11 protein-coding genes are annotated in these 12,675 nt (G+C 70.2%); 9 read left to right on the top strand and 2 right to left on the bottom strand.

What is annotated here, in order from left to right; all coding sequences use genetic code 11:
• Window positions 1-44: 44 nt before the first annotated feature.
• Complete coding sequence (locus tag AB0395_RS35310; protein ID WP_366288502.1) at window positions 45-662, bottom strand: hypothetical protein; 618 nt, start codon at window positions 660-662, stop codon at window positions 45-47.
• A 240-nt stretch (window positions 663-902) separates the two neighbouring features.
• Between AB0395_RS35310 and AB0395_RS35305 the strand changes: the two genes are divergently transcribed.
• The 3 genes from AB0395_RS35305 to AB0395_RS35295 are packed head-to-tail and all read left to right on the top strand — an operon-like array spanning window position 903 to window position 2,631.
• On the top strand, window positions 903-1,487 hold the full coding sequence (locus tag AB0395_RS35305) for a DUF4438 domain-containing protein (protein ID WP_366288464.1): 585 nt from the start codon (window positions 903-905) through the stop codon (window positions 1,485-1,487).
• Window positions 1,484-1,903: a DUF4438 domain-containing protein gene (locus AB0395_RS35300; RefSeq protein WP_366288462.1), complete on the top strand. Its 420-nt coding sequence runs from the start codon at window positions 1,484-1,486 to the stop codon at window positions 1,901-1,903. The genes AB0395_RS35305 and AB0395_RS35300 overlap by 4 nt, the downstream gene beginning before the upstream one ends.
• A 47-nt stretch (window positions 1,904-1,950) precedes the next feature.
• Window positions 1,951-2,631 (top strand): GntR family transcriptional regulator, encoded by a 681-nt coding sequence (locus AB0395_RS35295; protein WP_366288460.1) that lies wholly within the window; start codon window positions 1,951-1,953, stop codon window positions 2,629-2,631.
• Here AB0395_RS35295 and AB0395_RS35290 read toward each other — a convergent pair.
• On the bottom strand, window positions 2,540-3,673 hold the full coding sequence (locus AB0395_RS35290; protein WP_366288459.1) for a YihY/virulence factor BrkB family protein: 1,134 nt from the start codon (window positions 3,671-3,673) through the stop codon (window positions 2,540-2,542). The genes AB0395_RS35295 and AB0395_RS35290 overlap by 92 nt on opposite strands.
• Window positions 3,674-3,898: 225 nt before the next feature.
• Here AB0395_RS35290 and AB0395_RS35285 point away from each other — a divergent pair, with 225 nt between their 5' ends.
• The 6 genes from AB0395_RS35285 (at window position 3,899) to AB0395_RS35260 (ending at window position 12,652) form a co-directional block, all read left to right on the top strand.
• Window positions 3,899-5,842, top strand: a complete 1,944-nt coding sequence (locus tag AB0395_RS35285; protein WP_366288457.1) for a S9 family peptidase — start codon at window positions 3,899-3,901, stop codon at window positions 5,840-5,842.
• A complete protein-coding gene (locus AB0395_RS35280; protein ID WP_366288455.1) occupies window positions 5,791-7,116 on the top strand; it encodes a serine hydrolase in 1,326 nt (441 codons plus the stop codon). The genes AB0395_RS35285 and AB0395_RS35280 overlap by 52 nt, the downstream gene beginning before the upstream one ends.
• A 10-nt stretch (window positions 7,117-7,126) precedes the next feature.
• Window positions 7,127-8,470, top strand: coding sequence for a serine hydrolase domain-containing protein (locus tag AB0395_RS35275; RefSeq protein WP_366288454.1), 1,344 nt, complete (start codon window positions 7,127-7,129; stop codon window positions 8,468-8,470).
• Window positions 8,463-9,341, top strand: coding sequence for a serine hydrolase (locus AB0395_RS35270; RefSeq protein WP_366288452.1), 879 nt, complete (start codon window positions 8,463-8,465; stop codon window positions 9,339-9,341). The genes AB0395_RS35275 and AB0395_RS35270 overlap by 8 nt, the downstream gene beginning before the upstream one ends.
• Before the next feature lie 29 nt (window positions 9,342-9,370).
• Complete coding sequence (locus AB0395_RS35265; RefSeq protein ID WP_366288450.1) at window positions 9,371-10,969, top strand: helix-turn-helix domain-containing protein; 1,599 nt, start codon at window positions 9,371-9,373, stop codon at window positions 10,967-10,969.
• Window positions 10,970-11,065: 96 nt separating this feature from the next.
• The gene (locus AB0395_RS35260; protein ID WP_366288448.1) at window positions 11,066-12,652 is read left to right on the top strand and encodes an ABC transporter substrate-binding protein; all 1,587 of its coding nucleotides are present in this window, start codon (window positions 11,066-11,068) and stop codon (window positions 12,650-12,652) included.
• Window positions 12,653-12,675 lie beyond the last annotated feature (23 nt).

The following is a 12,675-nucleotide window of genomic DNA, read 5'->3' as shown; positions in this document are numbered from 1 at the left end:
CCGCGAGGGGAAGAGACGCGATCCGTCATCCCGCCAGGGGGCGCCTAGGCGTAGGGGATCAGGCCGGTGTTCACTTTCTGCCAGGCGGCCTTCAGGTCGGCGAGTACGGCGGGCTCACGGGTGGCGAGGTTGGCCATCTCCCGCTGGTCGTCGGCGATGTTGAACAACGACTCGACGACGGTGCCGCCGTTGAGGGCCGAGTGGTACTTGTAGTCGCCCCGGCGCAGGGCGCCCTGCCCGCGCATCCGCCAGAACAGGTCGCGCTGGGGGACGTCCCCGCCGCGCAGCAGGTACGGGGCGAAGGAGACACCGTCGGTCGGGTGCGCGGGGTCGGGCCGGGTGCCCGCGAGTTCCAACAGGGTGGGGAACCAGTCGTAGGCGACCATCGGCACACCGGTGACCTGGCGCTGGCCGATGACGCCCGGCCAGCGGACGATCTGCGGCACCCGGATCCCGCCCTCGTACAGGTCGGGCCTGGCGGAGTCGATGCTCACGTGGGAGAAGTAGTCGACGCCTCCGGCGAAGTTGCCGAAGAACTCCTGCCAGCCGCTCTTGGTCGGGCTGAAGTCGGGAAGGAAGCCGCAGTGCCACTTGCCGCACATCGCGGTCTCGTAGCCGGTGGCGCCGAGTAGCGAGGCGAGCGTCGGATGGCCGGGGGAAATGCCGTTCTTGCCGCCTTCCAGGATGGGTTCGGCGTTCCCTTTTTTTCCTATCTGAAATTAAATATCGGATCAGATACGATTCAGTCTTGAAATATGGGTTTTTGCTGCCTCTGGGGGCGGGGTGGCGATCGGCCCGGAGGGCGACGGTTTTCGCCGTGCGGATATGTGGGCGTGGGTCTTGCGGGAGGTAGCCGCTCCACTTATCGTCGATTGTCGACGATCGACAATTGAGGAGGCGTAGTGGCAGAGAAGCTCCGCGTGCTGGTGGCGTCGCCGTTGGAACCCGAGCATGTGGAGGCCATCAGGGCCGCCGACTTCCCCGAGGAGGTCCTCTCCGAGGTCACCGTCGGCGACCCCGTCACGATCATGGCCAGAGGCCAGGGGCTGCGGCTCACCGAGCATCCCGCCCTCTCCGTGAAGAACTGCGCCCCCGAGCTGATCGAGCGGATGCCGGGCGCGACGCGCGCCGACGGCCGACTGGAGGTGCACGTGGCCGCGCGGGTGCCCGCAGAGGCCGTCGGCGCGGGCGCGGGCATGGCCTCCGAGTTCGCCAACACCGACCTCATGGGCGCGTACGCGGGCCTGTCGCCCGACCTGTCGCTCGGCCTTGAGGGACTGCGGATCGGTGACTTCGTGGCGATCGAGGACGCCGATCACCGCTTCGGTCGCGGCTACCGGCCCGGATATGTCACTATCGGCGTGATCTCCACCGGACACTGCATGTTGCACGGTCACAGCCCGGGGCCGTCGTCTCTGATCAGCGGCCCCGCCGACGCCTTCCACATCGTCCACAGCTCCGACGCCAACCTGGGAGTGATCCGATGACCGCAACCATGCTGGCCGTGCTGGCCGTGAACCTGCTCGGGATCGTCGAGCACCCGGAGATCGACGGCATGACACCGTACCGGATCGACGCTGACGGGCGGCCCTACGTCCCCGCGGGGGACGGCGGCGTCGTGCTCGGGGTACGGCTCGGCGACTCGGCGTTCGGCTTCGACGCCGACCACGCCGCGCCGGGGGCCTGCCTGGTCCACCCCGACCCGCAGGCCCGTCACGCGCTGACCGCCTACGCCTGTGTGGGCAACGAGGTCGTGGTCGCGCACGGCGACAGCCCGCTGCCCGGCCACGGCCCCGGCGTCACCCCCGTCCTCACCGGCCCCGCGGATCTGCTGGCCGTCACGGTCGATCCGGACGGCGAACCGGGACTGACCGAGGGCACGTTGAACGGCGGCCCATACTGAACCAGACAAGCGTCAACGCGAGCTACGGAGAGAGGACATCAGGGGAAGTGCTCGAACACCTATCCCTACCCGACACGGTACGGCTGGCGCTGCGACGCAAGATCCTCAACGACGAGCTGCCCGCGGGGACCAGGCTCGTCGAGGCCGGTATCGCCGAGGAGTACGGCGTGAGCCGGGCGACTGTGCGCCAGGCGCTGCGTGACCTGTCCAACGAGGGGCTGGTCGACATCAACCCCCGCCGCTACAGCATGGTCACCCGCATGTCCACCGAGAACATCCAGGACATCTGCTATGCCCGCTGTGTCCTGGAGACCGCCGCCGCCCGCGACGCCGTCACCAACCTGCCTCCCGGCCTCTTCGACCGCCTCGAACTGCTCGTCCAGGAGATGGCGGGCGCGGCGGAGGCGGGCGACATGCAGGAACTGGTGGACATCGACACCCGCTTCCACCGCGAGATCGTCCTCGCCTCGGGGCGCCGTCGCCTCGCCGAGCTGTGGGAGACGATGAACGGCCACATGTACGCCCTTATGCGCTCCTCGCTCGACCGCCAGCAGCTGACGATGTCGGAGGCGGCCGATCGCCACCGCCTCGTCATCACCGGCCTCGCCTCCGGCGACGCGGAGCGGATCGAGTCGGTCATTCACGCCCACTACCTCGAACCCACGCTTCCCGTGGGCGCGGAGCCTCGGGAGGCTTTGGAGAGGGCGGACGGGGATCTGCGGCGGTGACCTTCCGCCGGGGAAGCCAGGGGAGCCGGGGGAGCCGGGACAGGAGGCCCGCGGGCCCGCGGACGGCCTCGACGAGCGCCGTCCCGGCAGCACCGAACAGGGGTTCCCGCTCCTGCTCCGCCGTCGGCCCGGGATCGGCCCCCGCCGGTTCCGCATTCCCCGCGCGGCACGCCTCGAGCTGCGCGGCGAAGGCGATCCCGAGGAACAGCGCGACCGAGCTGAGGAACGACCACAGCAGCAGCGCCACGACCGCGGTGAGCGGCCCGTACGTGGCGCCGAAGGTGCCGCTGCGCTCGGTGTAGACGGCGAGCGACAGGGTCAGGAACGTCCACAGCACGAGCGAGACCAGGGCGCCGAACGCCAGCCAGGTGTGGCCGGGCTGCCTACGGCGGGGGGCGGCGCGGAACAGCACCGAGGCCGAAAGCAGCGCGAGCAGGAATCCGACCGGCCAGCGCACCAGCGCGAACGCGTCCAGCGTGCCGTCGTCCCAGCCGTAGACCTCGGCGAGGGCCCGCCCGATCGCCCCGCCGCCGACCATCACGGTAAAGCCGACGGTCATGAAGGCGCCCGCGGACAGTGCCATCAGCAGGGCCCTGCCGTACTTGCGGTGGAACGGCCGGTCGCGTTCGACGCCGTAGATGCGGTTGGCCCCGCGTTCCACCTGCGCCATCGCACTCGTCAGCGAGACCAGCGCGGTGGCCAGGCCGAGCCAGAGGGCCAGGGCGCCCCCGGCGTGGCCCGCCTGCCTGTGGCTGTCGGCGAGCACATTCCTGACCGCCTCGCCCCCCTCTCCGGGGGCGATCCGGCTCAGCGTGAGCTCCAGCACCTCGCCGAGCCTCTCCTGGTTGAGCACCGAGCTCAGCCCGACCAGCGCGATGGCGCCGGGGATGATGGACAGGCAGATCTGGAAGGCCAGCGCCCGCGCGTTGGTCATGCCGTCGCCGTACCTGAACCTGGCGAAGGAGTCGCGGACGAGACGCCATCGGCCGTACCTGCGCAGGGTGACCCACGCGTGGTCGGCGGAGAGCTCCTCGCCGCTCATGCTTCGTGTCTGCGGCACTTTCGTGGAGGTTCCCATAGCGGGAGACGGGCTACCCAGAAACCGCGTTGACCAACAAAACCCGCGACACCGTGAGTTCCGTTGTGAACCCCGGGTGTCCCTGGCCGGGACCGCGGGGAAAGGGGGTTGGACGACGGCACAACGGAATCGGTCTGGTTCGTCGTGATGGCCGAAGAAGCGAGGCGAACGGACGCCTAGCGTTCGGACATGCCCCGCCTCTCCTCCAGTGATCTCTACCGCATCGCGGTGCCGGGAGACCCCCGGCTACGCCCTGATGGGAGCGCCGTCGCCTACGTGGTCAGCACAGCTGACCGGGAGTCCGACGAGAACCGCTCCGAGATCTGGCTCGCCGCGCCCGGCGCCGAGCCGCGGCGCCTGACAGGCGGCCCGCGCGACTCTTCCCCGCGCTGGTCGCCCGACGGGCGCAAGCTCGCCTTCCTCCGCCCCGTCGACGGAAAACCGCAGGTCCACCTGCTGCCGATGGACGGCGGCGAGCCGCGTCCCCTCACCACCGCGTCACTGGGCGCCGGTGCCGCGGTCTGGTCGCCCGACGGCACCAGGATCGCGTACGCCGCGCCGCACGGCGACCCGAACCCGCACGCCCCGGTCGTGGCCGACCGGCTCGACTACAAGGCCGACGGCGCCGGCCTGCTGCGGGGCCTGACGACCCAGCTCTTCGTGGTCGACGCAGAGACGGGCGAGACCACGCAGGTCACCTCGGGCGACTTCCACGCGGGCGAGCCGTCGTGGACGCCCGACGGGCTGCGGCTCACCTTCGTCGCCGCCATGCACCCCGATCGCGACCTGGTCGTCGGCGGCGCCGCCTACTCGGTCGACGTCCCGGACCACCCGGCCGAGGGCGGTGTCCCGGACGGGAAGCCGGAGCGGCTCACCGGCGAGGACGTGATCTGCGCCGGAGCCTGGTGGCTCGGTGGCAGGCTGTTGATCGCCGGACTCCCCGGCGGTCCCAGCAGTCACACCCGCCTGTTCTACGCGGACGCGGACGGGCTCGCCGAGGTCGCGGCGGGGCTGGACCGTAACGTCATGGTGGGCGCGCCGGGCTATCCGGGAGCGACGCCCCAGCTCGTCGGGGACGAACTGGTCTTCTGTGCCCGCGATGGCGGTTTCACCCACCTCTACCGCGCCTCGGGAGAGAAGCTCATCGGCGGGGACCAGGTGGTCTCCGGCGTCAGCGTCGCGGCGGGCAGGATCGCCTATATCGCGGCAACGCCGTACAGCGCGGGGGAGGTCTACCTCCTGGACTTCCCGGCGAAGCGGTCCGGCGCCCCGTCGGGCGGCGCGGACGCGGACGTTCCGGCCGCGATGAGGCTGTCGGAGTACGCGCTCGACGACGTCGAGCTGTTCATCCCGCGTAGCCGTACCTTCACCGCCCCCGACGGGACGCCGATCGAGGGATTCGTGCTGCGCGACGAGACACTCACCGGGCCGGGGCCGCTCCTGCTCGATGTGCACGGCGGCCCGCACAACGCGTGGGCGCCGGTCTTCGACGGTGTGCACCTCTATCACCAGCTGCTCGCCGCCAAGGGCTGGACCGTGCTGACCCTCAACCCCCGCGGCAGCGACGGGTACGGCGAGGCGTTCTACACCGCGGCCCTGGGCGCGTGGGGGATCGCCGACACCGACGACTTCCTGAGCCCGATCGACGAGCTGGTCGCCGAGGGCGTCGCCGACCCGGACCGGCTCGGGCTGACCGGTTACAGCTACGGCGGTTACATATCCTGCTGGCTACCGACCAGGACAGACCGCTTCAAGGCGGTCATTCCCGGCGGTTGCGTCAGCGACCTGACCAGCATGTCCGGCACCTCGGACGCCGGGCACTTCCTGAAGACACACGAATGCGGCGAGGACCTCGCGGCCCAGTCGCCCATGAACGGCGTCGCCAAGGTGACCGCGCCGACCCTCCTGCTGCACGGGGAGAACGACGATCGCTGCCCCGTCGGCCAGGCGGAGCAGTGGTTCGCCGCGCTGCGTGAGCGGGGGGTGCCGGTCAGGCTGGTCCGTTACCCCGGTGGCTCCCATCTGTTCATCCTCAACGGCCGTCCCTCTCATCGGCTGGACTACAACGAAAGGATCATCGCGTGGCTGGAGCAGTGGATCCCGGTCGCTGGCACGACCGGCTCGCAGAGCTGATCGCCGAGTACGAGGTTCCCGGCGCGAACCTGGCCTTCTACCACGAGGGTGAGGTTCACGAGTTCGCCGCTGGTGTGCTCAACGTGGACACCGGGGTCGAGGTGACCACCGACTCCCTCTTCCAGATCGGCTCGATCACCAAGGTGTGGACCGCGACCCAGCTCATGCTCCTGATCGAGCAGGGCGCGCTGACGCTGGACACCCCGGTCTCCGAGATTCTGCCCGAGTTCAAGGTCGCCGACGCAGAGGTGACCAAGACCGTCACGATCAGGCACCTGCTCTCGCACACCTCCGGCATCGACGGTGACCTCTTCCTCGACACGGGCCGCGGTGACGACTGCGTCGAGAAGTACGTCGAGGCCTGCGCGGACCTCGCGCAGAACCACCCCCTGGGCGCCACCCAGTCGTACTGCAACTCAGGCTTCATCATCGCCGGGCGCGTCATCGAGCGCCTCACCGGCAAGGTCTGGGATGCCGCGCTGCACGAGCAGATCGTCGAGCCGCTCGGCCTGACCCACACCTGGACCCTGCCCGAGGACGTGTTGCGCTTCCGCGCCGCCCTGGGCCATCTCGGCGGCAAGCCCGCCCCCGTCTCGAGCCTCATGCGCTCCTGCGGCCCCGCCGGGCTGATCTCCGCCCGCCCCGCAGACGTCGTCGCCTTCGGCCGCGCCCACTTGGGCACGGACCTGCTGGCCGACCCTCGGGCGATGTGGGAGCCGCAGGTGGACATCCCCAACCCGTACACCCTCGGCAAGCAGTGGGGGATCGGCTGGATCCTCGACGAGTGGCAGGGTCACAAGGTCGTCTCCCACGGCGGCAACACCATCGGCCAGGCCGCCATGCTCTGGGTGGTCCCCGACACCGGGACGGTGGTGTGCTCGCTGACCAACGGAGGTCACACCGCCGCCTTCCACCAGGCCCTGGCGGCCGAGCTGTTCGCCGAGCTGATCGGCGTGGAGGTGCCGTCCGTGCTGGGACCGCCCGCCGAGCCGGTCGAGACCGACGTCGAGCGCTACGCGGGCGTGTACGAGCGGGCGGGCTCCCGGATGACGCTGACCGTCCGCGACGGGCGCCTGTTCCTGTACGCCGAGGCCACCGGCGCTCTCGCCGAGACGAGCCCGCCCATGGAGTTCGAGCTCATCCCGGTGAACGACACCACCTTCGTCGGCCGCCCCGAGGGGGAGCCCCAGTGGTTGTCGGCCGTTTTCTACGAGCTGCCCGACGGCTCGCCGTACGTCCACCTCGGCGTCCGCGCCACCCCCAAGATCTCCTAAAGGAGCGAGAATGCTTGAGGATCTGCAGAAACGCCTTGACGAGGCCGCGCGGCAGTACAACGTGCCCGGCGCCTCGCTGGCGATCTGGGCCGACGGCGAGCTGTTCGAGGTCGCCACCGGCGTGCTGAACCGGAACACCGGAGTCGAGACCACGCCCGACAGCGTCTTCCAGGTCGGCTCGACCACCAAGGTCTGGACCGCCGCGATGGTGATGCAGCTCGTGGACGAGGGCCTGGTCGACCTGGACAAGCCGGTTCGCGACTACCTGCCCGAGTTCGCCGTCGCCGACGGCTCGGAGAAGGTCGTCACCGTCAGGCACCTGCTCACCCACAGCGGCGGCTTCGACGGCGACCTGTTCGAGGACACCGGGCGCGGCGACGACTGCCTGGACAAGTACATCGGCTTCCTGCACGGCGCGGGCCACGTCCACGAGCCCGGCGCGCTGTTCTCCTACTGCAACTCCGGCTACTGCGTGCTCGGCGCGCTGGTCGCCCGGCTGCGCGGCACCACCTGGGAGCAGGCCATGCGCGAGCACCTGCTCGGCCCGCTCGGCGCCACGCACTGGGCGCTCCTGCCCGAGGAGGCCATCGTGTTCAGGGCGGCCGCCGGGCACCTCGGCCCCGACAACGAGGTCAACCTCGCCTGGGCGATGCCGCGCTCCAACGCCCCCGCGGGCTCGACCATGTGCCTGGCCCTGCGCGAGCTGGTCCGCTTCGGCCGCATGTTCACCGCGGGCGGCGTGGCGCAGGACGGCACCCGGCTGCTGTCGGAGGAGTCGGTCGCGGCCATGCGGACCAAGCAGATCGACGTGCCCGGGATCCCCGGACTGCTCGCCGACCGCTGGGGCCTGGGCTTCGAGCTGTTCGACTGGGGCGGCGAGGTCTTCGGGCACGACGGCGGCACGGTCGGGCAGAGCACGTTCTGGCGGGTCGTGCCGGGGGCGGACTTCGCGATCGCGATGAGCGTCAACGGCGGCGCCCTCGTCGGCGTGCTCGCCGACCTGGCGCTGCCGCTGATCCGCGAGATCACCGGCCTGGCCGTACCAGCCTTCCCCGTTCCGCCCCAGACGCCGCTGGTGGTGAACCCCGAGCCCTACCTCGGCAGGTACGAGGGGCCGATGTACGCCTGGGAGGTGACCGAGGCCCACGGCGGCCTGGACATCACCCTGATCCCCAGCGGGTTCGCGGAGAAGATGGGCCAGCAGCGGAGGACCACCCGTTTCGTGCACTACGCGGACCACTCCTTCATCGCGGCGGAGCTGGAGAACGGCATGCACGACACGGCCACCTTCGTGGTCGACGACGGCCGTGCCACCCACCTGCACTCCGGAGCGAGGACGCTGCGCCATGTCTGATGTGTCCAAGGCACTGCGTGAGGTGTTCGAGGAGGCGGACGTCGAGGGCTTCGTCCACGTCCGTGAGGTCGACGGCGACGCCGAGGTGAACTTCGGCGCCGACGATCCGGTCGTGCTCGCCTCGGTGTTCAAGCTCCCGATCCTGCTGGAGTACACCAGGCAGGCGGCGGCGGGGACGCTGGAGCGCACCGAGCGGCTGACCGTGACCGCGGCCGACAAGGACGGTGGTATCGGCACCTCGGGGTGCGCGGACGACGTCTCGCTCACCCTGCGCGACCTGGCCCACTTCATGATGACCATGAGCGACAACGCGGCAACCGACGTGCTGCTGCGCCGGGTCGGGCTCGACAACGTGCACGCCACGCTGGGCGAGCTCGGCCTGGAGCGCACCCGGCTGATCGGCGGCTGCGCCGAGCTGCTCGGAAGCGTCGTGACCGAGCTGGGCCTGTCCGGGCTTTCCGACGAGGAGGGGCTCGCCGCGGTCACCGAGGAGCAGATCAGCGCGCTGTCGGTGCGCGATCCCGAGCGGACGACCTCTAGTACGCCCCGTGAGATCACCACCCTGCTCAGCCAGATCTGGCGGGACGAGGCGGGTTCTCCTGAGGCCTGCGCGGAGGCGCGGAAGATCCTGGGCAACCAGATCTGGCCGCACCGCCTGTCCTCCGCGTTCGGCGACGAGGTGAAGATCTCCGGAAAGACCGGAACGCTCTGGGGCATCCGCAACGAGGCGGGCGTCCTGGAGTACCCGGACGGACGGCGTTACGCGGCGGCGGTCTTCCTTCGGACCCGCTCCTTCGGCCTCAGGCTGCCCAAGGCGGACGCGGCGATCGGCCGTGCCGCTCAGGTGGCAATAGAGCACGTCCATAAATAATGTCGGTTTATGTCCATTATCGTGAGCAGATGAGTAATCGGCCACGTGCCAGCATGCAGCGGATCCTGGATGACCTGGGAAGTACCGTGCTGGACGTGGCCGCCTCCCCGGGGGAGCTCGACGTCGAAGTCACCGGGGTCCATATTTATGACCCTCTCGACGAGCTCCTGCTCCCCGAAGGGGGCATCCTGCTTGCCGTCGGGGTCGACCGTGCCGAGCAGATCTGCGCCCTGCTCGACGCGGCCGGCCCGGCCGCGGGCGTGATCGTCAAACAGCCCGTCCCCGTCGACGAGCTCGTCCGCGCCAAGGTCCTGGAGACCGGGGTCGCGGTCCTGGGGCTGACCAGGGCCGCCTCCTGGGCCCAGGTGGCGGCGCTGCTGCGCTCCCTGCTGGCCGAGGGCGACTTCACCGAGCCGGGACAGGCCCCGCCCGACGACCTGTTCTCGCTGGCCAACGCCGTGTGCGCGCTGCTGGACGCCCCCGTGACGATCGAGGACCGCTCCTCGCGGGTGCTGGCCTACTCGGGGCGGCAGGACGAGGCCGACCCCGGCAGGGTTGAGACGGTGCTCGGCCGCCAGGTGCCGGTGCGCTACCGGCGGATGCTGGAGGAACGCGGATTCTTCCGGCAGCTCTACCAGAGCCATGAGCCGATCTACCTGGAGATGGACGGCGACAGCATCCACCGGGCCGCGGTTGCCGTACGGTCGGGCGACGAGATCCTCGGCTCCATCTGGGCCGCGGTGCGCGAGCCGCTGAGCGACCAGCGGCAGCGTGCCCTGGCCGACGCGGCCAAGATCGTCGCCCTGCAGCTGCTGCGGCAGCGCGCGGGGGCCGACACCCAGCGCAGACTCCGCGCCGATCTGTTGTCGACCGTGCTGGCCGGCGGCAGGGACGCCGCCGAGGCCGCGGGCCGGCTCGGTGTCGCCAGCGAGCGCCTGTGCGTGCTCGCCGCCCAGCTCAGCGGCAGGAGTGGCGGCTCCGTCGGCGACGCCGCGCGCAGGGAGAGCGACAGGCAGCGCTTCTGTGACGCGCTCGCCCTGCACGTCGGGGCCATCCACCCCAAGGCGGCGGCCGCGCTGGTCGGCTCGGTCGCCTACGCCGTGCTGCCGCTGCACGCGGGCAACAGCGGCGAGGAGGAGGCGCGGGCCGTACGGGTCGCCGAGAGCTTCCTGGCCAGGGTCGGTCCCCGGCACGCCGCCAACATCGGGGTGGGACGCCTGGCGGGCAACCTGTCGGAGGTGGCCAGATCCAGGTCCGACGCCGACAGGGCGCTACGGGTGCTGCGCGCCCGCGACGTCTCGGGCGCCGTCGTGGGCTACACCGGCGTGCACTTCGAGGCACTGCTGCTGCAGCTGTCCGACCTGGCCGAAGCCGAGGAGCAGGCCCCGACGGGGCCCTACGAACGCCTCCTGGCCTACGACGCCGAGCACGGCAGCGAGCTGGTCCCCACCCTGCGGGCCTATCTCGACGCCTTCGGCGACGTCAACGCGGCCGCGGCCAGGGTCCACGTGCACGCCAACACCTTCCGTTACCGGCTGAAGCGGCTTACCGAGATCGGCGGCCTTGACCTGGGCGACCCCGACGCCCGGCTCACCGTGATGCTCCAGATGCGGATCTTCGGCAGATAGCACGACGGACGGCCCGCTTTTTGTGATCGAGCACGAAGAAGGAACCGCGTGAAAAAGCGAGTGTGGGGCATCGCCCCCCACCTTCCTGGAGTTCCGATGAAACACATAGGATCGGCGGCCGTTCTCGCCTCCTTGAGCCTGCTGGCGGCCGCCTGTGGTGGCGCGGCGAGCAGCCCGTCCGGGAAGCCCGTCGACGGCGGCACCTTCTCCTTCGCGCTCAGCACCGATCCCGGGGTGCTCGACCCGGCCATGGCCGTGCTCTCGGTCACCAACACCGTGCTGTCGCTGGCCTACGACACGCTGGTCTCCACCACGAACGACGGGAAGATCGTCCCCGGGCTGGCCGAGAAGTGGGATGTCAAGCCGGACTCGGTGACCTTCACCCTGCGCAAGGACGTCACCTGTTCCGACGGCTCCAAGCTCACCGCCGCCGACGTGGCCGAGAACGTCAACCACGTCGCCGACCCGGCCACCAAGTCGCCCGTCTACGGCGTGCTCATCCCCGAAGGGATGAAGGCCGAGGCGGACGACGCGGCGGGAACGGTGACGCTCTCCACTCCCAAGCCGTTCAGCTTCATCCTGGAGAACACTCCGCAGATATTCATCGTCTGCGGCAAGGGGGTCAAGGATCGCTCGCTGATCGCCCGCGCCACCTCGGGAACCGGGCCCTACAAGCTCGTCGAGGCGGTGCCCAGCGACCACTACACCTTCCAGCTCCGCAAGGACTACGCCTGGGGGCCGGGCGGCGCCACCACCAAGAACCAGGGACAGCCGGAGAAGGTCGTGCTGAAGGTCGTGCCGAACGAGCAGACCGCCGCCAACCTGCTGATCTCCGGCGGCCTCAACGGCGCCGTCATCTACGGTGCCGACCGCAAACGCCTCGAGGCCACACCGGGAATGGGCAAGTTCGTTCTCCCGATGGGCAACGGGCAGTTCTTCTACCACCAGGGTGACGACCGTCCGAGCAAGGACCCGGCGGTGCGCAAGGCCCTCACCCAGGCGGTCAACCTCCCCGAGCTGGCCGGCATCGCCTCAAGCGGCACCGGCCGCCCGGCCACCGGGCTGGTGATGTATCCCAGGCCCTGCCAGGGCGACAGCGTCGCCGGCCACGTCCCCGCCTTCGACGCGGCCGCCGCTGCCGCCGCGCTCGACGCCGCGGGCTGGAAGGCCGGCGCCGACGGCATCCGCGTCAAGGACGGCAAGAAGCTGTCCCTGCGCCTGCTGTACGTCACCACCAGGGGAGCGGGCGTCCAGGCCGCCAACGAGTACCTCGCCCAGGCCTGGAAGAAGGTGGGCGCAGAGGTCACGCTGAACGGCGTCATCGACACCAAGCTGTCGGAGTCGCTCAACGCCACCCAGGACTGGGACGTCGTCTGGCTGCCGATCGGCGTCACCCTTCCCACCCAGCTCGTCGGCTTCCTGTCCGGCCCCGCCGCGCCCAAGGGCGCCAACTTCGCCCACCTGCACAACACCCGCTACGAGACGCTGATCGCCGAGGCCGTGACCAAGCCGGGCGAAGAGGGCTGCAAGCGCTGGATCGAGTCGGAGTCCGCACTGTTCGAGAACGCCGACCTGGTGCCGGTCGTGGAGAACACCGTGCTCGTCGCGCAAAAGGGCGCCACGTTCGACTTCCCCGCAGGCTCGTTCGCACCGACCACCATCCGGATGACCGAGGCGGGCTGAGTGGCAAAGAAACTTTCTGGAGT

Origin of the sequence: Streptosporangium sp. NPDC051023 (assembly GCF_040689595.1) — a bacterium.
Classification (GTDB): domain Bacteria; phylum Actinomycetota; class Actinomycetes; order Streptosporangiales; family Streptosporangiaceae; genus Streptosporangium.
Note: the sequence above shows the minus strand (reverse complement) of the source record. Positions and strands in the feature narration are given on the sequence as shown.